Annotated in this window: 20 protein-coding genes and 1 pseudogene; 10 read left to right on the forward strand and 11 right to left on the reverse strand. The window is 63.1% G+C overall.

Annotation, left to right across the window (positions count from 1 at the left end; genetic code table 11):
• Positions 1 to 187: 187 nt before the first annotated feature.
• From kdpC to SB753_RS32515, 8 genes are all read right to left on the reverse strand, one after another.
• Positions 188 to 766, reverse strand: a complete 579-nt coding sequence (kdpC, locus tag SB753_RS32480) for a potassium-transporting ATPase subunit KdpC (protein ID WP_410803981.1) — start codon at positions 764 to 766, stop codon at positions 188 to 190.
• A gap of 43 nt (positions 767 to 809) precedes the next feature.
• Entirely contained in the window at positions 810 to 2,906 is a 2,097-nt protein-coding gene (gene kdpB, locus SB753_RS32485) for a potassium-transporting ATPase subunit KdpB (protein ID WP_410803983.1), read from the reverse strand.
• Between the two features lie 82 nt (positions 2,907 to 2,988).
• Complete coding sequence (kdpA, locus tag SB753_RS32490) at positions 2,989 to 4,794, reverse strand: potassium-transporting ATPase subunit KdpA (RefSeq protein ID WP_410803985.1); 1,806 nt, start codon at positions 4,792 to 4,794, stop codon at positions 2,989 to 2,991.
• The gene (gene kdpF, locus SB753_RS32495; RefSeq protein ID WP_020069547.1) at positions 4,791 to 4,883 is read right to left on the reverse strand and encodes a K(+)-transporting ATPase subunit F; all 93 of its coding nucleotides are present in this window, start codon (positions 4,881 to 4,883) and stop codon (positions 4,791 to 4,793) included. Before kdpF ends, kdpA begins: the two co-directional genes overlap by 4 nt.
• Entirely contained in the window at positions 4,880 to 4,993 is a 114-nt protein-coding gene (locus SB753_RS32500; protein WP_020069546.1) for a hypothetical protein, read from the reverse strand. Before SB753_RS32500 ends, kdpF begins: the two co-directional genes overlap by 4 nt.
• A 213-nt stretch (positions 4,994 to 5,206) precedes the next feature.
• Positions 5,207 to 6,181 carry a quinone oxidoreductase family protein gene (locus tag SB753_RS32505; RefSeq protein ID WP_410803988.1) on the reverse strand — a complete coding sequence of 325 codons (975 nt, stop codon included), beginning with the start codon at positions 6,179 to 6,181 and terminating at the stop codon, positions 5,207 to 5,209.
• Between the two features lie 63 nt (positions 6,182 to 6,244).
• A complete protein-coding gene (locus SB753_RS32510; RefSeq protein ID WP_020069544.1) occupies positions 6,245 to 6,634 on the reverse strand; it encodes a methylglyoxal synthase in 390 nt (129 codons plus the stop codon).
• Between the two features lie 98 nt (positions 6,635 to 6,732).
• Entirely contained in the window at positions 6,733 to 7,512 is a 780-nt protein-coding gene (locus SB753_RS32515) for an SDR family oxidoreductase (RefSeq protein WP_020069543.1), read from the reverse strand.
• A gap of 249 nt (positions 7,513 to 7,761) precedes the next feature.
• Here SB753_RS32515 and upp point away from each other — a divergent pair, with 249 nt between their 5' ends.
• The 9 genes from upp (at position 7,762) to rng (ending at position 16,405) form a co-directional block, all read left to right on the forward strand.
• Positions 7,762 to 8,412, forward strand: coding sequence for a uracil phosphoribosyltransferase (gene upp / locus SB753_RS32520; RefSeq protein ID WP_027776630.1), 651 nt, complete (start codon positions 7,762 to 7,764; stop codon positions 8,410 to 8,412).
• Positions 8,413 to 8,878: 466 nt separating this feature from the next.
• The gene (locus SB753_RS32525) at positions 8,879 to 9,607 is read left to right on the forward strand and encodes a YebC/PmpR family DNA-binding transcriptional regulator (RefSeq protein WP_013339911.1); all 729 of its coding nucleotides are present in this window, start codon (positions 8,879 to 8,881) and stop codon (positions 9,605 to 9,607) included.
• Between the two features lie 340 nt (positions 9,608 to 9,947).
• On the forward strand, positions 9,948 to 11,246 hold the full coding sequence (purD, locus tag SB753_RS32530) for a phosphoribosylamine--glycine ligase (RefSeq protein ID WP_214877715.1): 1,299 nt from the start codon (positions 9,948 to 9,950) through the stop codon (positions 11,244 to 11,246).
• A gap of 160 nt (positions 11,247 to 11,406) precedes the next feature.
• Positions 11,407 to 12,330: an oxygen-dependent coproporphyrinogen oxidase gene (hemF, locus tag SB753_RS32535; RefSeq protein WP_020069539.1), complete on the forward strand. Its 924-nt coding sequence runs from the start codon at positions 11,407 to 11,409 to the stop codon at positions 12,328 to 12,330.
• A 61-nt stretch (positions 12,331 to 12,391) separates the two neighbouring features.
• Positions 12,392 to 13,108 (forward strand): nicotinate-nucleotide adenylyltransferase, encoded by a 717-nt coding sequence (locus tag SB753_RS32540; RefSeq protein WP_410804001.1) that lies wholly within the window; start codon positions 12,392 to 12,394, stop codon positions 13,106 to 13,108.
• A gap of 4 nt (positions 13,109 to 13,112) precedes the next feature.
• Entirely contained in the window at positions 13,113 to 13,568 is a 456-nt protein-coding gene (gene rsfS / locus SB753_RS32545) for a ribosome silencing factor (protein ID WP_020069537.1), read from the forward strand.
• Positions 13,569 to 13,634: 66 nt separating this feature from the next.
• Positions 13,635 to 14,105: a 23S rRNA (pseudouridine(1915)-N(3))-methyltransferase RlmH gene (gene rlmH, locus SB753_RS32550; protein WP_020069536.1), complete on the forward strand. Its 471-nt coding sequence runs from the start codon at positions 13,635 to 13,637 to the stop codon at positions 14,103 to 14,105.
• A 191-nt stretch (positions 14,106 to 14,296) separates the two neighbouring features.
• Positions 14,297 to 14,926 carry a Maf family protein gene (locus tag SB753_RS32555; protein ID WP_392394126.1) on the forward strand — a complete coding sequence of 210 codons (630 nt, stop codon included), beginning with the start codon at positions 14,297 to 14,299 and terminating at the stop codon, positions 14,924 to 14,926.
• 9 nt (positions 14,927 to 14,935) lie between these two features.
• Positions 14,936 to 16,405: a ribonuclease G gene (gene rng, locus SB753_RS32560; protein WP_020069534.1), complete on the forward strand. Its 1,470-nt coding sequence runs from the start codon at positions 14,936 to 14,938 to the stop codon at positions 16,403 to 16,405.
• Positions 16,406 to 16,504: 99 nt separating this feature from the next.
• Here the strand turns inward: rng and SB753_RS32565 are convergent, their stop codons facing one another.
• From SB753_RS32565 to SB753_RS32575, 3 genes are read right to left on the reverse strand one after another with little or no spacing between them, the layout of a single operon-like run.
• A complete protein-coding gene (locus SB753_RS32565) occupies positions 16,505 to 18,160 on the reverse strand; it encodes a tannase/feruloyl esterase family alpha/beta hydrolase (protein ID WP_410803993.1) in 1,656 nt (551 codons plus the stop codon).
• A 59-nt stretch (positions 18,161 to 18,219) separates the two neighbouring features.
• Positions 18,220 to 19,260 carry a hypothetical protein gene (locus SB753_RS32570; protein ID WP_410803995.1) on the reverse strand — a complete coding sequence of 347 codons (1,041 nt, stop codon included), beginning with the start codon at positions 19,258 to 19,260 and terminating at the stop codon, positions 18,220 to 18,222.
• Positions 19,257 to 20,606, reverse strand: a complete 1,350-nt coding sequence (locus tag SB753_RS32575; RefSeq protein WP_410803997.1) for an MFS transporter — start codon at positions 20,604 to 20,606, stop codon at positions 19,257 to 19,259. Before SB753_RS32575 ends, SB753_RS32570 begins: the two co-directional genes overlap by 4 nt.
• Positions 20,607 to 20,717: 111 nt before the next feature.
• Between SB753_RS32575 and SB753_RS32580 the strand changes: the two are divergent.
• Positions 20,718 to 21,227, forward strand: a pseudogene (locus SB753_RS32580) (LysR family transcriptional regulator); the annotation flags it as partial.
• Between the last annotated feature and the right edge of the window lie 75 nt (positions 21,228 to 21,302).

Genomic DNA, 21,302 nt, shown 5'->3' on the forward strand with positions numbered 1-21,302 from the left:
ATGTTCGATGGTAGGCACATGGCGGTGCGTGCATGGTGGCACGGCGGCGGCCAGGCCGCAAATCGTTCATAACGATGTGCGGCCGTGGCCTGTGAAGGATAAGAACCGCATTCGCGCGCGCGGCCTGTTCCGCGAGTTGTCCGGCCGCTCCCCGGTTAGCGTTGCGCCGGGCTCCGGTCAGGCGCCCTCACCCGCGCTTCATCTCGTCGAGCGCGAGGTTCAGTTGCAGCACGTTCACGCGCGGCTCACCGAGAATGCCGAACTGACGGCCACTCGTATAACGGTCGACTAGCGCTCGCACATCGTTCTCTCCGAGCCCTCGCGCTTTCGCGACCCGATCGATCTGATAAGCGGCCGCCGCCGGGCTGATCTCCGGGTCCAGTCCGCTTCCGGACGACGTAACCAGATCGACCGGCACGGGCTTGGACATATCCGTTCCCGCAGCCTTCAATGCGTCGATGCGGCCTTTCACTTCGTCCAGAAGCGCCGGATTGGTCGGCCCGAGATTGGAGCCGCCCGAAGCCTGCGCGTTATAGGGCATCGGGCTCGTGGCCGATAGACGTCCCCAGAAGTACTGTGGCGCATCGAACTGCTGGCCGATCAGCTTCGAGCCGACCACCTTGCCGTCCCGATCGATGAGGCTGCCATTGGCCTCATCGTGAAACAGCGTTTGGCCCACGGCGGTGACCAGCGCCGGATAAGCGAGGCCGGTAACGGCGCTGAGCACCGCGAAAAGAACGATCAACGGACGCAAAAGATTTTTCATGACTATTGTTTCCTCGTAGGCTGCCGATTTTCAACAGCCGGACTCAAACCCAGCCAAACGCGGCGAGCACCATATCTATCAACTTGATGCCGATGAACGGCACCACGATTCCACCCAGCCCGTACACGAGCAGATTGCGTCGCAGCAGAACCGCAGCGCCGAGCGCCCGATAACGCACGCCTTTCAACGCGAGCGGAATCAGCAGCACGATGATCAGCGCGTTGAAAATCACCGCCGACATGATCGCGGATGCCGGCGTTGCCAGGTGCATCACGTTCAGCGCATTCAGTGCCGGATAGGTGGTCGCGAACGCGGCCGGGATGATCGCGAAGTACTTGGCCAGGTCGTTGGCAATCGAGAACGTGGTGAGCGAGCCGCGCGTCATCAGCATCTGCTTGCCGATTTCTACGATCTCGATCAGCTTCGTCGGATTCGAATCGAGGTCGACCATGTTGCCGGCTTCTTTCGCAGCCTGCGTGCCGGTGTTCATCGCTACGGCGACGTCGGCCTGTGCGAGCGCAGGGGCATCGTTCGTACCGTCGCCTGTCATGGCCACGAGGCGTCCTTCGGCCTGATGCGCGCGGATCGTCGCGAGCTTCGCTTCCGGCGTCGCTTCTGCAAGAAAATCGTCGACACCCGCTTCTGCCGCAATCGCCGCCGCCGTCAGCCGGTTGTCGCCCGTCACCATGACCGTCTTGATGCCCATTTTGCGCAACTCGGCAAAGCGTTCCTTGATGCCGCCTTTCACCACATCCTTCAACTCGATCACGCCCAGCACGCGCGCACCGTGTTCGCTTTTCTCCGCGACGACGAGCGGCGTGCTGCCGCGCCGCGCGACTTCGGCGACTGCGTCGCTGACTTCGTGCGGAAAACGGCCACCGTTCGCTTCGACGTAATGCTTCACCGCATCCGCGGCGCCCTTGCGAATTTCGCGGTTCGGCAGATCGACGCCGCTCATCCGCGTTTGCGCGGTAAACGCGAGGAACACCGCGTGCAGCGACGCCATATCGCGCTGACGGATGTTGAAACGCTGCTTCGCGAGCACGACGATGCTGCGTCCTTCGGGCGTTTCGTCGGCAAGCGACGAGAGCTGCGCTGCGTCGGCAAGCGCTTCTTCGGTGAGACCCGGCGCCGGAACGAAGAGCGACGCCTGGCGATTGCCGAGCGTGATCGTGCCGGTCTTGTCGAGCAACAGCACGTCGACGTCGCCAGCCGCCTCGACCGCGCGACCCGACGTTGCAATGACGTTCGCCTGCATCATGCGGCTCATGCCGGCCACGCCGATGGCCGACAACAGGCCGCCGATCGTGGTCGGGATCAGGCAAACCAGTAGTGCGACGAGAGCGGTGATCGTCACGACGTGGCCCGCCGCATTGGCCAGATGCGCCGCTTCCACGGAGAACATCGAGAACGGCAGCAGCGTGGCCGTCGCGAGCAGCATCACGATGGTCAGTGCAACCAGCAGAATGGTCAGCGCGATCTCGTTCGGCGTCTTGTGACGCTTCGCACCTTCGACCATCGCGATCATGCGGTCGAGGAATGCTTCGCCGGGATTTGCGGTGACGCGCACGACGATCCAGTCGGACAGCACGCGCGTGCCGCCCGTCACCGAAGAAAAGTCGCCGCCCGACTCGCGAATCACCGGCGCGGATTCGCCGGTAATCGCGGATTCATCGACGGACGCGACGCCCTCCACTACCTCGCCGTCGGCCGGAATCACGTCGCCGGTTTCGATCAGCACCACGTCGCCACGACGCAGATCCGACGCGGTGACGACCCGGATTGGCGACTTCGGATGCGGCTCGTTCAACTTCTTCGCCATCACGTCTTTCTTCGCGCTGCGCAGCGATGCGGCCTGCGCTTTCGAGCGGCCCTCGGCGAGCGCTTCGGCGAAGTTCGCGAACAGCACCGTGAACCACAACCACAGCGTGACCGCGAGGATGAAACCCGCAGGCGCCTCCGCCTGACCGGCGAGCGCGGCGATCCACAGGATCGTCGTGAGAATACTGCCGACGTACACGCAGAACATCACCGGGTTACGGAACTGCGTGCGCGGCGTGAGCTTCCTGAAAGAGTCCGCGATCGCCGGGCGCAGCAGCGCCGGATCGAACATGGACCTCGTTGCATTGTGTTCAGTCATTGCATCCTCGAATTTCGCGTTGCTTTTTTGCCGACGCGTACGGATACGCGTCTTGCCACGTCCGTGCATATCAGTGCTGGCATCAGTTCGCGCCCATCATCATCAGATGTTCGACGCCCGGACCGAGCGCGAGCGCCGGCACGTAAGTGAGCGCACCGACCAGCAGCACCGTGCCGAGTAGCAGAACGACGAAGAGCGGCCCGTGCGTCGGCAGCGTGCCGCTGGTCACGCCGATACGCTTCTTGGCGGCAAGCGAGCCGGCAATCGCGAGCACGGGGACGATGGTGCCGAAACGGCCGAACCACATCGCAATTGCAGTGAGCCAGTTATAGAACGGCGTGCCCACGGTCAGGCCCGCGAACGCGCTGCCGTTGTTGTTCGCGGCCGAGCTGAACGCGTAGAGGATCTCCGAGAAGCCGTGTGCGCCCGGATTGGCGATGCCCGCCTTGCCTGCGTCGCTCAGCACCGCGATCGACGTGCCGACCAGCACGAGCAACGGCGTGAGCAGAACGATGATTGACACCATCTTCATCTCGTACGCTTCAATCTTCTTGCCGACATATTCCGGCGTGCGGCCGATCATCAGACCCGCCACGAACACGGCGAGCAGCGCGAACACCAGCATGCCGTACAGGCCCGAACCGACACCGCCGAAGATCACTTCGCCAAGCTGCATCAGCAGCAGCGGATAAAGGCCGCCGATAGGCGTCAGCGAATCATGCGTGTTGGCGACCGCGCCGCACGAAGCCGCCGTCGTCGCGACAGTGAAGATGCCGGATTGCGCGATGCCGAATCGCGTTTCCTTGCCTTCCGCGTTGCCGCCAGACTGCATCGCGCTCGCGGACTGATCGACATGCAGCGCGGTGAAAGCCGGATTGCCGCCCTGCTCCGCTCCGATCTCGCCGAACACGCACACGCCGAACGCAATCGTCATTGCCGCGAGCACGGCCACACCTTGTTTGCGGTCCGCGATCATGCGGCCGAACACGAGCGCGAGCGCGGCCGGGATGATCAGGATCGAGAAGAGCTGCAGGAAGTTCGAGAACGGCGTCGGGTTCTCGTACGGATGCGCGGAGTTACCGTTGAAGAAACCGCCGCCGTTGGTGCCGATCATCTTGATCGCTTCCTGCGACGCAACCGGACCCATCGCGATGGTCTGCGTTTTGAGCGGCGTATCGACTGTCACCGCATTACCCTTCGCGTCCTTGACCGGATTGCCTTGCGCGTCGAGCTTCGGCGCGGCGTAGGTCGTGGTTTGCAACGTCGGCACGTCTTTATACGCGTTGAAGTTCTGGATCACGCCCTGGCTCATCATCAGCGTCGCGACGATGAGCGACATCGGCAGCAGCACGTACAGCGTTACCCGTGTGAGATCGACCCAGAAATTGCCGATGGTTTGCGCCGTATGGCGGGCGAAGCCGCGAACCAGCGCGATCACGACGACGATGCCGGTCGCCGCGGAGAAGAAGTTCTGCACCGTGAGGCCGAGCATCTGCGTGAGATAACCCACAGTTTGTTCCGGCGTGTAGTCCTGCCAGTTCGTATTGGTCACGAAGCTGATCGCGGTATTGAACGCACCGTCGACTGTCATGGCGCCGAACTGTTGCGGGTTGCCGGGCAACCAGCCCTGCACGCGCAACAGCAGATAAAGGAACACGACGCCCAGCGCATTGAACGCGATCGTTGCGATCGCGTAGTGCTTCCAGCTCATTTCCGTCGACGGATCGACGCCGGCGACGCGGTACAACAGCCGCTCGATGGGTCCGCCGATGCGCAGCACGCGCGAACTGCCCTCCATCACGCCGTGCAGATAGCGCGACACAGGCACCGCGGCGGCCAGCAGAACGACGATAAAGAGCGCCGCCTGCAAGACATTATTCGCGTTCATTCAATGTCCTCCGCGCGCAACAGCGCATAGACGAGGTACGCAAACAGCAGCGCGGTTGCCGCGCCGGAGAGCCACAACATCCAGTTCATGAGCGTGCTCCCTGGCCGCGACGGGACAGCATCAGCTTCTCGCAGCCGGCAATCAGTGCAAACGTCAGCGCGGTGAAAAGCGCGACGGCTACGACATACAGCGCATCCATTTTTATTCTCCATTGACGGAATTCGGATAGCCGCAACGGTATGCGCATGTGCGTAAAGGGCTGATTAAAGCTGGGGTTCGCGATATAAAAATCGCGTAAACGCACAAGGCCGTTGCATCGCGAGATGCAACGGCCCTGGACGCGGTCAACGGCTCGACCTGGTTACATGCTCAGGTCCGGGCTCTCAGGAAGGCGCGCGAACGCGCATGAGGACTACGGCAACAGGATGGTCGACCCCGTGGTCTTGCGTGATTCGAGATCCGTATGCGCCTGAGCTACATCGGCGAGCGCGTAGCGCTGGTTGATGCTCGTCTTGACCTTGCCTGAAACCAGCACATCGAATAGTTCGGCCGACATCGCCTCGTAGTCGCTGCGTTTGCCGATATACGTGAACAGCGTGGGGCGCGTGAAGAACAGCGAGCCGCGGCCGGCGAATTCGGACGAGTCGATAGGCGGCAACGGTCCCGACGCATTGCCGAAGCTCACGAACATGCCGAGCGGCGCGAGGCAATCGAGCGAGCCCGTAAACGTATCTTTACCGATAGAGTCGTACACCACCGGCACGCCCGCGCCGTTGGTGATTTCGCGCACGCGCTTCGTGAAGTTTTCACGCGTATAGACGATCGCGTGATCGCAGCCATGGGCCTTCGCGATCTCCGCTTTCTCGTCCGAGCCGACGGTGCCGATCACCGTCGCGCCCAGTGCCTTCGCCCACTGGCACACGAGCAAGCCGACCCCGCCCGCAGCCGCCTGAATCAGGATGGTGTCGCCGGCCTTGACACGATACGTGCGGCGCAGCAGGTACTGAGCGGTCAGGCCTTGCAGCATCACCGAGGCGGCCTGTTCATCGCTTACCGCGTCCGGCAACCTGATGACCTGTGCGGCCGCCAACACGCGCTCCTGCGCATAAGCGCCAGGCGGCCTTGCCACGTAGGCGACGCGATCGCCCGCTTTCAGATCGTTCACGCCCGCGCCGACCGCGATCACCTCGCCGGCTGCTTCCATGCCGAGGCCGCCCGGCAGCGGCAGCGGATACAGACCGGTACGAAAGTACACGTCGATATAGTTGAGCCCGACCGCCGTCTGACGGATGCGAATTTCGCCGGCTCCGGGGTCGCCCACCTCGACGTCGATCCATTTCATCACCTCGGGGCCGCCGGTTTTATCGAATCGGATTGCTTTGACCATTCGTGTCTCCTTGATCTGGAATGCGGGCTGATTGTCTGGCCGATGAGCCTCGCGTATGCAGCGTCAAACTTGTTGCGTGAGACGCAGCGTGAGGACGTCGAGAACCATGCGTGCCGTCGAGATGTTGGTCGCGCACGGAATGTTGTGTACGTCGCATGCGCGTACCAGCGCGTTGATATCCGGTTCGTGCGGTTGCGGCGTCATCGGATCGCGCAGGAAAATCACCATGTCCACGCGCCCTTCCGCCAGTTGCGCGCCGATCTGCAGGTCGCCGCCGTGCGGGCCGGACAGCATGCGCTCGACGGTCAGCCCGTGCGCTTCGCTAATACGCCCGCCGGTCGTGCCGGTTGCGACGACGTCGCAGCGCTTGAGCGTGTCGACGTATTCGCCGGCCAGTTTGACGATGTCGTCTTTCTTGTGATCGTGCGCGATCAGCGCAATGCGGGTGGTCATGACGTAAGACTCCTGGAACCGTTGTGATTGTCGTTGTTGTGATGTTGCTCGAAGTGCTGCCGTGGACCCACGGCACGCACCTAGGTGAACGTATGCGTCTAGAACGTGCCGGGATAGGCGCCGCCGTCGATTAACCAGTTCTGTCCGGTGATGTAACCCGCGTGCACGCTGCACAGAAAGGCACAGGCACGGCCGAATTCGTCAGGATTGCCGAAGCGTCCGGCGGGAATCGCCTTCATGCGCTGCGCGCGGGCTTCTTCGAGGGAAATGTTGTTCGATTTCGCTGCCGCCTGCATGGTCACGGCGATCCGGTCCGTATCGAACATGCCCGGCAGCAGGTTGTTGATCGTCACGCCTGTGGGCGCCATCTTGCGCGCGAGACCCGCGACAAAACCGGTCAGGCCCGAGCGCGCGCCGTTCGACAGGCCCAGCACGTCGATCGGCGCCTTCACCGACGAACTCGTGATGTTGACGATGCGCCCGTAGCCGCGCGCGCTCATCGAGTCGATGGTCGCCCGGATCAGCTCGATCGGCGTGAGCATGTTGCTTTCCAGCGCGCGGATCCAGTCGTCGTGCGTGAATTCGCGGAAGTCGCCAGGCGGCGGCCCGCCCGCGTTATTCACCAGAATGTCCGGCTGCGGACAAGCCGCGAGCGCCGCTGCCCGGCCTTCGGGCGTGGTGATGTCGCATGCGACCGTCTTCACCTCGACGCCAGTTCGACGGCGAATGTCGTCGGCTGTCGCTTCGAGCGGGCCGGCAGTGCGGGCGACGATCGTCAGGTTGACGCCTTCGGCCGCGAGCGCTTCAGCACAACCACGCCCCAAACCCTTGCTCGCCGCGCAAACCAGCGCTGTGCGTCCTGCAATGCCCATGTCCATGTGTGCGTTCTCCTCGCTGGCTTCTTGCTGAATGGTTGCAAAGTTTCCCCCGATTCTAGAAGAATCGGTGCCGGACTGCGCCGGGCTGTTGCAATCTCCGGTATCTTCCGGGGCCACTCTTTCGGTAAACTTGCGCCGTGGCGCGTGCGCCGGCCGTCGCAAGTTGATTGCGCTCGCCGCGCAATGCGCCGAACCGATCCCCGAATCGGCCCCGAATCGACCTTTTTGCCGCCGCTCGTGCCCCCGCCCATGACTCAGGACAGCCGTTTTCCCAACCTTTTCATCCTCGATCACCCGCTGATCCAGCACAAGCTGTCGCACATGCGTGACCGGGACACCTCGACGCGCACGTTCCGCGAACTGCTGCGCGAGATCACGCTGCTGATGGGCTACGAAATCACCCGCAATCTGCCGATGACCACCCGCCGGCTCAGCACGCCGCTCGTCGAGATCGACGCGCCGGTGATCGCCGGCAAGAAACTCGCGATCGTGCCGGTGCTGCGCGCGGGCATCGGCATGTCGGACGGTCTGCTGGAACTGGTGCCGTCGGCGCGCGTGGGTCACATCGGCGTGTATCGCGCGGAAGATCACCGGCCGGTCGAATATCTGGTGCGCCTGCCCGATCTCGAGGACCGTGTGTTCATTCTGTGCGATCCGATGGTCGCGACCGGCTATTCGGCGGTGCATGCAGTCGACGTGCTCAAGCGCCGCAACGTGGCCGGCGAGAACATCCTGTTCCTCGCGCTGGTCGCCGCGCCCGAAGGCGTGCAGGTGTTCCAGGACGCGCATCCGGACGTGAAGCTTTTCGTTGCATCGCTCGATTCGCATCTGAACGAGCACGCGTACATCGTGCCGGGCCTCGGCGATGCGGGCGACCGCTTGTTCGGCACGAAGAACTGACGAATAGAAAAATGGGGCCGGCGGCATCTCATTGCCGCCGCTGAACGCCGCGCACGCGCACTTTCTGTGCAATTCACGTCGACGTCTGCCTCTGCCGCCCCGTCCCGCCGTGATAAAATTCGAGTCCACTTAAAGGGCAGCCCCGCTTCCAGCACCTCGAGGCTCGCAGCGTGTCCTGGCGGGCAATGCACGCTGACCGGGCGAGCCAGCCGTTATTCGCGGCGTTAGCCGCACGGCGCCTGCCGGCCGCGCCACAGTGCTTCGCACCCGCCAGCCGCGCCCGGCGCGATGAGACGAGACACGGCGCGGCGCGACGCGACTTGGACTTGAGTAACGGCGGCTAAACGGACAAGGGCGCGAATTCAGCATCGAGGCGCAAAGCGGCAAGCACACGCACGAGCGCCCGGAATCGCAACGACAATTGCACAATGCGTGCGCCCCGCTGGCGCGCGCGACGGAGAAAGGTATGGCGGGTCATTCGAAATGGGCCAACATCAAGCATAAGAAAGCAGCGGCCGACGCCAAGCGCGGCAAGGTCTGGACGCGGCTCATCAAGGAAATTCAGGTCGCGGCGCGCATGGGCGGCGGCGACATCGACTCGAATCCGCGTCTGCGGCTCGCCGTCGAAAAGGCGTACGACGCCAACATGCCGAAAGACAACGTCAACCGCGCAATCCAGCGCGGCGTGGGCGGTGTGGACGGCGCGAACTACGAAGAAATCCGCTACGAAGGCTACGGCATCGGCGGTGCGGCGGTGATCGTCGACACCATGACCGACAACCGTACCCGCACGGTGGCGGAAGTGCGTCACGCGTTCTCGAAGAACGGCGGCAACATGGGCACCGACGGCTCGGTCTCGTTCATGTTCGATCACGTCGGCCAGTTCCTGTTTGCGCCGGGCACGCCCGAAGACAAGCTGATGGAAGCCGCGCTCGAAGCCGGCGCCGACGACGTCGTCACGAACGAAGACGGCAGCATTGAAGTTCTGTGCCCGCCGAACGACTTCCCGAAGGTGAAGGCCGCGCTCGAAGCCGCGGGCTTCAAGGCCGAAGTGGCCGAGGTGACGATGAAACCTCAGACGGAAGTCGAGTTCACCGGCGACGACGCGGTGAAAATGCAGAAGCTGCTCGACGCGCTGGAAAATCTGGACGACGTGCAGGAAGTCTATACAAACGCCGCGATCGCCGACGAGTGAGTGGGCTCAGGCACCGTTCGGGTTGGGCTCGCGTTGATCGACGAACCCGAACCCGCGACGGGCTGCCGGCGGGCCTTCTCGTTGCTGCTTGATTGCGGCTTGATTGCTGGTTTGCTGCTGCTTTACCGCCGCTTTATGCAGATCGTTGCGCTGAACGGGCGTTCTGGACAGAGGTGCAGGATTGTGCGCCCGCCACGTCATCGCCACTCGGGCTCGTCCCGGACTTGGTGCGCCGGCTTAAACGCCGGCGCGGGCCGACCCGGCGCGAATCTCGCTATTTATTGCACGGCTGCGCTCGCTGCTTCAGCCGTTTATCGTTTTTAAAGTCTCGGGGATTCACATGAAGTTACTCGTCGTCGGTTCCGGCGGTCGCGAACATGCGCTCGCATGGAAGCTCGCGCAATCGCCGCGGGTCCAGCTCGTCTACGTGGCTCCTGGCAACGGCGGCACCGCGCAGGACGAGCGTCTGCGCAACGTCGACATTACGGAGCCGGCCGCGCTCGCCGATTTCGTCGAGCAGGAACAGATCGCCTTCACGCTGGTCGGGCCGGAAGCGCCGCTCGCGGCAGGCATTGTCAATCTGTTCCGCTCCCGCGGCCTGAAGATTTTCGGACCGACGAAGGAAGCAGCGCAGCTCGAAAGCTCGAAAGACTTCGCGAAGGCGTTCATGAAGCGCCATGCGATCCCCACGGCCGAATACGAAACCTTCGCCGACGTCGCCGCCGCGCACGCGTACCTCGACGCCCGAGGCGCACCGATCGTCATCAAGGCTGACGGCCTCGCCGCCGGCAAGGGCGTGGTCGTCGCGCAGACGCTGGAAGAAGCGCACGCCGCGGTCGACATGATGCTGTCGGACAACAAGCTCGGCGACGCGGGCGCGCGCGTCGTGATCGAGGAGTTCCTCGCGGGCGAAGAGGCAAGCTTCATCGTGATGGTGGACGGCAAGCATGTGCTGCCGCTCGCGTCGAGCCAGGACCACAAGCGTCTGCTCGACGGCGATCAGGGCCCGAACACCGGCGGCATGGGCGCCTACTCGCCCGCGCCGATCGTCACGCCGCAACTGCATGCACGCGTGATGCGCGAAATCATCCTGCCGACCGTGCGCGGCATGGAAAAAGAAGGCATCCGCTACACCGGCTTTCTGTACGCGGGTCTGATGATCGACGCGCAAGGCAATCCCAAAACGCTCGAGTTCAACTGCCGCATGGGCGACCCCGAAACGCAGCCGATCATGGCGCGTTTGAAGGGCGACTATTCGAAGGTCGTCGAGCAGGCAATCGCAGGCACGCTGGATACGGTCGAACTGGAGTGGGACCGCCGCACCGCGCTGGGCGTGGTGCTCGCCGCGCACAACTACCCGGATACGCCGCGCAAGGGCGACCGCATCAACGACATTCCTGCGGAGACGGCGGACTCGGTCACCTTCCATGCAGGCACCACGCTAACCGACGGCAAGCTCCTCACGTCGGGCGGCCGCGTGCTGTGTGTGGTCGGCCTGGCCGACTCGGTGCGCAGCGCGCAGTCGGTCGCGTATGAAACGATCAACCAGATCTCGTTCGACGGCATGCAGTACCGGCGCGACATCGGTTATCGCGCGCTGAACCGCAAGCACGACGCGAAGACGGAAGGCAAGCACTGACGCGCAAGGCGCTCGCCGGTTCGCGGCGCCAGCGGCGCTACACTGCGGGTATGCGGGCGCGCCCGTTCGGCCGCGCCTTCGCGACGGCGTTTTTGAAACACAGCGCGGCGCCTCACGAGCAACCCGCGGCACGGACGTGCCGCCTTCAGCACCTGCATTGATGACCGATTCGAGCTACGACGCACAAGCCGTGCGCATCTGGCTGCAAAGCCTGCAAACGCAAATCGCGGACACGCTGGGCGCGTTCGACGGCAAGCCCTTCGCCACCGACGCATGGCAGCGCACGCCCGGCGAAAAGCTGCGCGGCGGCGGCTTCACGCGCATTCTCGAAGGCGGCAACTTCTTCGAACGTGCCGGCATTGGCTTTTCCGACGTCGCGGGCGACGCGTTGCCGGGCTCCGCGAGCGCGGCGCGTCCGCAACTGGCCGGGCGCGGCTTCGAGGCGATGGGTGTGTCTCTCGTGCTGCACCCGCACAATCCGCATTGCCCGACGGTGCATATGAACGTGCGGCTGCTGGTCGCCACCAAGCCTGGTGAAGAGCCCGTGTTCTGGTTCGGCGGCGGCATGGATCTGACGCCGTACTACGGCTACGAAGAAGACGCGCGGCATTTCCACCGCGTGTGCCGCGATGCGCTGGAGCCTTATGGCGCGGACCTGTACCCGAGCTTCAAGCGCTGGTGCGACGACTATTTCTTCCTGAAGCACAGGAACGAGCCGCGCGGCATCGGCGGGATTTTTTTCGACGATTACTCGGCGCCGGGCTTCGACCAATCGTTCGCGATGCTGAGAAGCGTGGGCGAAGGATTCCTCAAAGCGTACCTGCCGATTATCGAAAAGCGCCGCAACATTCCGTACGGCGAGGCCGAGCGCGATTTCCAGGCTTACCGGCGCGGGCGCTACGTCGAGTTCAATCTGGTCTTCGACCGTGGCACACTGTTTGGGCTGCAGAGCGGCGGACGCACCGAATCGATTCTGATGTCAATGCCGCCTGTGGTGAACTGGCGCTACAACTGGCATCCCGAACCGGGCACGCCGGAAGCGCGCCTTTACACCGATTTTCTCGTGCCGCGCGACTGGGTGTGAGCGCTGCGGAATCCCGCGGACGCGCACTGCCCCGCTCCTGGCTACGACAAAGGACTTTCACCTGAAGCCGAACGCTCATCCTGTTGCACTGCCTCGCCGGATCGGTTTGTTAGGCGGCACTTTCGATCCGATCCACGACGGCCACCTTGCGCTCGCGCGGCGTTTCGCCGACGTGCTGCAACTGACCGAACTGGTGCTGTTGCCGGCCGGCCAGCCGTGGCAGAAAGCGGACGTGTCGCCGGCCGTGCATCGCCTCGCCATGACACGCGCGGCGGCCGGTCAACTCGCGCTGCCGGGCGCGACGGTGCGAGTCGCAACCGACGAAATCGAACACGAAGGCCCGACCTACACTGTCGACACGCTGCAACGCTGGCGCGAACGCGAAGGCGACGAGGTGTCCATTGCATTGCTGATCGGCGCGGATCAACTGGTGCATCTCGATACATGGCGCGACTGGCGGCGCCTGTTCGACTTCGCGCACATCTGCGCGGCCACGCGGCCCGGTTTCGATCTCGCGTCGATTCCGCCCGCGGTCGCGAGTGAAATCGACGCACGCCGCGCCGGCGCCGACGTTCTGCGAGCCACGCCTTGCGGCCACTTGCTGATCGACACCACGCTTGCGTTCAACGTCTCGGCCACCGACATTCGCGCGCATCTGCGTGAACAGGTGAGCCAGCGGCTGGCCCATGTGGGCGGCGAACAACAGGGTGAGGCCGCAAGCCACGTCCCCACTGCGGTGTGGGACTACATTCTTCAACATCATTTGTACCACCGGTAAATCCATGGATATTCGCAAACTGCAACGCGTGATCGTCGACGCTCTCGAAGACGTCAAAGCGCAAGACATCAAGGTGTTCAACACCAGCCACCTGACGGCGCTGTTCGATCGCGTGATCGTCGCGAGCGGCACCTCCAACCGGCAAACCAAGGCGCTGGCTTCGAGCGTGCGCGAGGGCGTGAAGGAAGCCGGCGGCGACATCGTCAGCACCGAAGGCGAGGACATCGGCGAATGGGTGCTGGTCGATTGCGGCGACGCGATCGTCCACATCCTGCAACCGGCGCTGCGCCAGTACTACAACCTCGAGGAAATCTGGGGCGACAAGCCGGTCCGCATCAAGCTGTCTACGCCTGATCCGTTCGGCGGCGCGCGATCGAGCGAGCCCGACGAGGACGAAGAAGACGAAGAGGCGCCGGCTGTGAAGAAGCCCGCGCGCAAGACGGCCGCGCGCCGCAAGTGAGCGGGCTTTGACCGCTCGCTGCAACCGCGTCCCAGCGGAACTGCGCGAGCGGCGCTCCTACGCATCATGAAACTGCACATCCTCGCTGTCGGCCACAAGATGCCCGACTGGATCGCTGTCGGCTTCGACGAATACGCGAAGCGCATGCCGCCGGAGCTGCGTATCGAGCTGCGCGAAATCAAGCCCGAGCAGCGGTCGTCGGGCCGTCCGGCCGAGAGCGTAATGGCCGCCGAGCGACTGAAGATCGAAGCAGCGTTGCCCAAAAACGCGCGCATCGTCGCGCTCGACGAACGCGGCAAAGACTGGACCACCATGCAACTTGCCGGCGCCCTGCCCGGCTGGCAGCAGGACGGCCGCGACGTCGCGTTTCTGATCGGCGGTGCAGACGGGCTCGATCCCGAACTCAAGGCACGTGCCGACATGATGCTGCGCGTGTCGAGCCTCACGCTGCCGCACGCAATGGTACGTGTGCTGCTCGCCGAACAGCTTTACCGCGCGTGGACCATCACGCAGAATCATCCCTATCATCGCGCGTGAGTGAGATCGATCGGGACGCCTGGCGTTTCGAGTCCCGCTGGTTTTGACGCGGGACGTTGCGACCACAGTTGCCAGCAATCGCCGGCAATTGCCTTAGTTCCCCGTTACGCTGCTGACGCGCTCCCGCAGCCTCGTGCTCGGGCGCGCCCGTTATCGCACGCCCACATAAACCGTTTGCTCGAGACAATTTCATGCCAACGTCCACCGCTTCGCTGCATCCATTCGTGTATCTCGCGTCGCAAAGTCCGCGCCGTCAGGAGTTGTTGCAACAGATCGGCGTGCGCTTCGAACTGCTGCTGCCGCGCCCCGATGAAGACGCCGAAGCGCTCGAAGCCGAATTGCCGGGCGAGCGTGCGCACGACTACGTGCAGCGCGTGTGCGTGGCCAAAGCCCGGGCCGCGCATGCCCGGCTCGTAGCCGGCAACCACGCCGCACGACCTGTTCTGGTTGCGGATACAACCGTCACGATCGACGACGCGATTCTCGGCAAGCCGCTCGACGCCGACGATGCCGAAGCGATGCTCGCGCGGCTGTCTGGCCGCGATCACGAAGTGCTGACGGCCGTGGCGGTAGTCGATGCTTACGGCGAGCTACTGCCCGCCGCGCTGTCCACATCCACAGTGCGCTTTGCTGCGTTGCATCGAGACGCGATTCGCCGCTACGTAGCGAGCGGCGAGCCGTTCGGCAAGGCGGGAGCGTACGGCGTGCAAGGGCGCGCCGCGGAGTTTATCGAGCATATCGACGGGTCCTATTCAGGTATCATGGGTTTGCCGCTTTTTGAAACCGCTGCCCTCCTGCGTGCGGCGCGCATCGACTTCTAGAACAACACCATGAATGAAGAAATCCTGATCAATGTCACGCCGCAGGAAACGCGCGTCGCGCTCGTCCAGCAAGGCGCCGTCCAGGAACTTCACGTCGAACGAACGCTGTCGCGGGGCCGCGTCGGCAACGTCTATCTCGGCAAGGTCGTGCGCGTGTTGCCGGGCATGCAATCCGCTTTTATCGACATCGGTCTGGAGCGCGCCGCGTTTCTGCATGTAGCCGATATCTGGCACCCGCGCATTGCCGGCGAGCCGCAACATCAGACGCCGCATCAGCCGATTGAAAAGATCGTGTTCGAAGGTCAGACGCTGATGGTCCAGGTGGTGAAGGATCCGATCGGTACCAAGGGCGCGCGGCTTTCCACGCAAGTGAGCATTGCCGGGCGCACGCTCGTCTACCTGCCGCAGGAGCCGCATATCGGCATCTCGCAGAAGATCGAAAGCGAGGCCGAGCGCGAAGCCGTGCGCGCGCGTCTGACCGCCGTATTGCCTGCCGACGAGAAAGGCGGCTACATCGTGCGCACCATCGCCGAAGATGCGACGAGCGAAGAACTGGCCGCCGACGTCGCCTATCTGCGCAAGACATGGGCAACGATCCTGTCGCAAGGCCAGCGCATGCCGCCCACGAGTCTGCTTTATCAGGATCTGAATCTCGCGCAACGCGTGCTACGCGATTTCGTGAACGATGAAACATCGCGCATCCAGGTCGACTCGCGCGAGACATATCAGATGCTTGCCGATTTCGCGGCGGAGTTTACGCCGGCGGTGTCCGCGAAACTGCATCACTACACAGGCGAGCGGCCGCTTTTCGATCTGTACAACATCGAGGCCGAAATCCAGCGCGCGTTGTCGCGCCGCGTGGATCTGAAGTCGGGCGGCTATCTGGTGATCGACCAGACCGAAGCGATGACCACCATTGACGTGAATACGGGCGGCTACGTCGGCGCGCGTAATTTCGACGACACCATCTTCAAGACGAACCTGGAAGCGGCGCATACCATTGCGCGCCAATTGCGGTTGCGCAACCTGGGCGGCGTGATCATTATCGATTTCATCGATATGGAAAACGTCGAGCATCGCGATCAGGTGCTGGGCGAGTTGAAGAAGGCGTTGTCACGCGACCGCACACGCGTGACCGTGAACGGTTTCTCGCAACTGGGGCTGGTTGAAATGACGCGCAAGCGCACGCGCGAATCGCTCGCGCACGTGCTGTGCGAGCCCTGCCCGGTTTGCCAGGGCAAGGGCCAGGTGAAAACGCCGCGTACCGTTTGCTACGATGTGCTGCGCGAGATATTGCGCGAGTCCCGACAGTTCAATCCGCGTGAGTTTCGCGTGGTTGCGTCCCAACAGGTGATTGACCTGTTTCTGGAAGAAGAGTCCCAACATCTGGCAATGCTGATTGATTTCATCGGCAAGCCGGTGTCGCTGCAGGTGGAGTCGAATCTGAGCCAGGAGCAGTACGACATCGTTCTGATGTAGGTCCACCAGCTGAACGGGGAACTGCGCTCTCCATCGTTCAGAGACTCGACTCACGCCGATCATGGCGCCGCCCTGCGGGCGGCATCAGGCAATTGCGCGTTAGGAGCTAGCGCACTGGAAACTCGCGGCCACATTGATATCTCCGCCAATGTACTTTGGCCATAGCGGATAACGGCAAAGCGGCCGCGTTCTGCCGAGCGTTGCGGCGTTCAGATCGCTCATCGAGAGCGTTTCGGGCGCCTTGCCGGTTTCTACCCATTGATCGAGTGCGGAAAGGGAATCGACAGCCGGATGAAACGGTCCCGTGCCGTGTCCTACGCCCGGCATCAGGTAGAAGCGTACGAAACCATCCACCGTGCTCTGTCCGAAGCGCTGCACAAGGCCGTTGTAGTAATCCGTGCTCGAATCAGTGCTGACAATCTCGTCTGCAAGACCGTGCGTCATGATGAGCTTGCCGCCTTTCGCGACATAGGCGCTCAGGTCGTTGCTCGTCGCGTCCGTGAGCGCCGACACGGTTTGCACTCGCGACTGGTACGTACCGGGATTCAGCGGGTCGAATGTCAATGAATCGAAAGTCGGCACGCGCGTGACGAAGTACTTGACCCACTGGTCGCCCGTTACCCATTGGTTAGCGTCCTTCTTGCCGGCGGGATTCGCAGGGACTCTGGACTCGCCAAGATCGCGCGTGGTGTTCGGCCCGGCGAACACTGAACCGGCGAGAATGTTGTAGCCGGCGTAACGCGTCACGCCATTAGCGAGCGGATAAGGCAATTGCAGCGGTGCGGCAATGGTCTGCACGGTCGCGATCTGCGCGTCCGACAGACAGGTATCGCCCGAGTCCGCGCCGCTCGGGCAGCGCAGCGATGCCAGCACCGTGGCCGACTGTGCCTTGCACGCCGCCACGTTCGCGATGACGCCGTCGGCGACGCCGTCGAGCGCATCGCATGCGGTCATGACCGCGTTCTGCAGCAACACCGTTTTCGCCACGTCGAGCCAACCCGCACCGCTATTCAGATACAGCGCCCGGCCCAGCACGACATTGCTCAGACGAAGCCCCGTATAGTTGAGCGCGGGACGGTTCACCACGATGCCGTCGTAGTCCTGCGGCCAGCGCTGCGCTTCGCTCAGACCATCGCGTCCACCCGTCGAACTGCCGAAGAAATAGACCTTGTCGGGCGCGCTCGCGTAGCGCTTTTTAATCAGCACCATGGCGACGTCGTGTGTCTTCTTGAGGCTCAAGCCGCCGTAATTTGCAAGCGACTCGTCGTTGGCGGCGAACTTGCCGTCCGTAATGCTCGAACTCTGATGCCCCGAGTCGTCGCCGAAGGTCGCGTAGCCGTTTGCGAGCGGCGTGGATGTGCCGGTCGGGGCCATGTCAAGCGGATCGACACCGGTGATCAGCGTGCCGTCGAAACCGCCGCCGCCATAATGCAGCGCCTTGTGATCCCACCTGGTCGGCAGATTGACCTGAAATTTGATGGAAGGCGCAGCCGGGTCGACCGGTGCGATTGCACCGTTCACCTGGCAGTATTCGCCGCTCGTTTCCACTAGCGTCGCGCTGGTAATCGTCGCGCCGCTGGTCGGTACAGCAATCAAGGACGCCGGAATCGACAGCCCGCTCAACCCGCTGCATTGCGTGGCCGCCGTGGGCGCAGGCGTCGAACCGCCCGGATTCTCGCTGGTCGGTCCATTGCCGCCGCATCCGCTGATGCAAAAGGTGAAGGCGAGCGCCCACCCGAGCGATCTTCTGATCATCTTCGTCTCCTGAAACGATTGGCTGGTTATGTTGTTGCTATGCGTCCGCGCCGCTGTCGCTATTCGAGCGCGCGGCCCTCGTGCACGACGCCGGTGTCGATAAGCCGTGCAGTTGTGCCGAAGAGCGCCTGCACACCTGCCTGCGACACGAACATCGCGTCACCGCTGTGCGCCGCGCCCGCCACCTCATACAGTTGATGACGCAACTGCGGATGCCGTCTGCGCAGATACGCGAGATAGGCGCGGCCCCTTGCGAGTCGATGCGGGCCCTGCAGCATGGCTTCGCATGAGCGGTCCAGAGCCGGATGCGCCGGATCGTTGTCGTGCGTGCCGAGCAGATAAGTGACGTCGCGATCGACATAACGGTATTCGAGCTGTTGGACATCCAGTCCCTTCGCATAGCGCGGCAACGCTTCTGTGCCGTACTTCCATGCGTTGAACCCGGTGCAAGCGGCGCGTGCGTCTGCGCTCGATCCGTCGGCATGCGGACGCCACGTGTCGAAGTACACATACGACGACGGATTCGCAATGACATAACGCACGTTCACTCCCGCCGCCCTGCAACGTGCGGCGGCGTCGCTGAGTATCGCGTGACGATGCGCGACCTGCGCCCCGCCGGAATGCCCGGCAACGACGATCTCCCGCACGTTCGGGTAAGCGTCGTCACGCACGTAGTGTTCGATCAGCGCGTCGAGTACGTCGAAAGAGCTTAGCGGCGCCGGCCCGATCGCATCGAGACCGCCCATCCAAGAGGTCCACTCCCAGTGCAGACAGTCGGCCGGCAACGAATGATGCTGGACATCGGCCGTCGCAAGAAACTGGGGTACGGCGAGGATCACGCTGTCGGGCTCGACAGTCGACGACGCCAGTGCGCACTGTGTGGAATGCAGGTACGCATCCGCATCACGAAGTCTTCCGTGCAGCATCACGACCACCCGAGTCGCTTGAGTGGGCCGCGTACTGCCGCCCTTGAAAAGCGGAACGGCTGCCTCACCGCGCGCGTTCGATACGATCAACCGTTCGCTGGCTATCACCTGCACAGGCACTTCGTTGCGTGGCCTTGCATCGCTGTCCATTACAAGATTCATCGCGCCGCTCATTGACCGTCGGCCAGCCAGAGATCGGGCTTGCGAACCAGGCGCCGCCCGGAGGCCGTCAGTCCAACAAGCAGCAGCGAAATGACGCCTGCGCAGATCAGATACCACGCCGGGACCAACCGCGAGCCGGTGACGTCGATTAACGTCGAAACCGTGAGGGGCGCAAGACCGCCGAAGAGCGTGACCGCCACGTTGTACGAGAGCGCAACGCCTGTGGAGCGCGTCGAGGTCGGAAAGAGCTGCGTGAGCATGCCGGGGTGCGCACCGGACATGAGGCTAAGTACGACAGTCGCAATCATTTGCGCGGTGAACACACGTTCAGCGGACGGCGCCGCGAGCACCCATGCAAAGAGCGGATAGGCAACGCACACCCACGCTATCGCGACCGGGAAAAACAGACGATATGCGCCGAAACGGTCGGCAAGACGCCCCGCCAGCGGATAGCCGGCAATCCCAATCAGGCCAGAAATGGCCGTTCCGAACAGCGCATTTTTCAGCGGCAAATGCAGCTGATGCTCGACATATAGCGGCATGTACGAATGCCACAGGTAATTCGTTGCGGCCCCAACGATGATGACGCCCATCGCGCACAGCGCCGCGTCGCCGCGCTCACGAATGAACGTGCGAAGCGACTGACGCGGTGCGTGTCCGAGCCGCTCGCGCAGCTGAAGAAACTCCGGCGACTCGCCCACTTTGTGCCGGATATAGAAGCCCACCGGACCGACGAGCGCGCCGAGCAGGAACGGGACGCGCCAGCCCCACGACACGAGCGATTCGTGCGAGAGCCGCGTGGTGAGGAGCAACGCGCAGAGCGACGAGAGCAGGAGCGCGACGGCCTGCGACGTCATTTGAAAACTGCCGAAGAACATCTTGCGCCGAGGCGGCGCATATTCCGTCAGCATTGCAGCTGCGGTTGCGAACTCTCCGCCCACCGACAGCCCCTGCAGAATGCGCGCGACAATCACAATGAGCGGCGCCGCAATGCCGATAGTCGCGTAGCCGGGTGTCAGGCCCATCATCAGCGTACTCAGCGCCATCAGAAGAATCAGCAGCGACAGCGTCTTGCGGCGCCCGTAACGATCGGCGCACGCGCCGATAACAATGCCGCCGAGCGGCCGCACCAGAAAGCCGATTGCAAACGTGGCGAGCGTCAATGTGATCGACACAAAGCTGTTGTTCGCGGGAAAGAACACCTGTGCAATGACCTTGGCGAAATACCCGTAGATCAGAAAGTCGAACCACTCAAGACCATTGCCGATGACTGAAGCAAGCACCGCGCGGCGCATCTGTGAACGGCTGAGAGGTGGCGCGGCCGCAGCGGGCGTGACCGCTTGCATAACGGTTTGCATGTGTCTCCTTTGTATTCGGCTGCGTGCAAATAGAGAGTACGTGCGGAAGTCACCAATGTAAAATACATATGAGACGCGGTTGCCATATCCAACACATATAGCAGGCCAACCATGGAACTGAGACATTTGCGCTACTTCCTCGCGGTCGCCGAAGAAGGCCAGTTCACCCGCGCCGCCGCCCGGCTGCACATTCAGCAACCGCCGCTGTCGCAGCAGATTCAGGAACTCGAACAGGAACTCGGCTTCGCGCTTTTCGTGCGGCAGCCGCGCGGCGTCGCGTTGACGGCGGCAGGTGAAACGTTCGCAGCACGCGCCCGCTCCGTGCTGCTCGAACTGGACAATGCAGTCGTTCAGGCGCGCCGCGTTGCGCAAGGGCACATCGGCACCGTGCGCGTTGCGCTTACGAGTTCGGCTGCGTTTCATCCTCTGACGCCCACGGCCATCCGCAATTTCCGTGAACTGTACCCTGAGGTCGCCATCGAAATGACGGAGGTCAACGCGGCGGACATCATCGAAATGATGGTAGAGGACCGTGCGGATGCGGCGATTCTGCGCAAGCCGGTTCACACGCCCGCAGGTCTGCGGTTCGAACTGCTGGCCGAAGAACGAATGTTGCTGGTGTCATCGGCACCTGTAAATTGATACACGTCGGCACTGAGGAATTGATACACCTCGACGAAGGGATAATGGCCGCTT

The sequence above is a fragment of the Paraburkholderia sp. SIMBA_053 genome (assembly GCF_046534895.1).
GTDB classification, from domain to species: domain Bacteria; phylum Pseudomonadota; class Gammaproteobacteria; order Burkholderiales; family Burkholderiaceae; genus Paraburkholderia; species Paraburkholderia caledonica.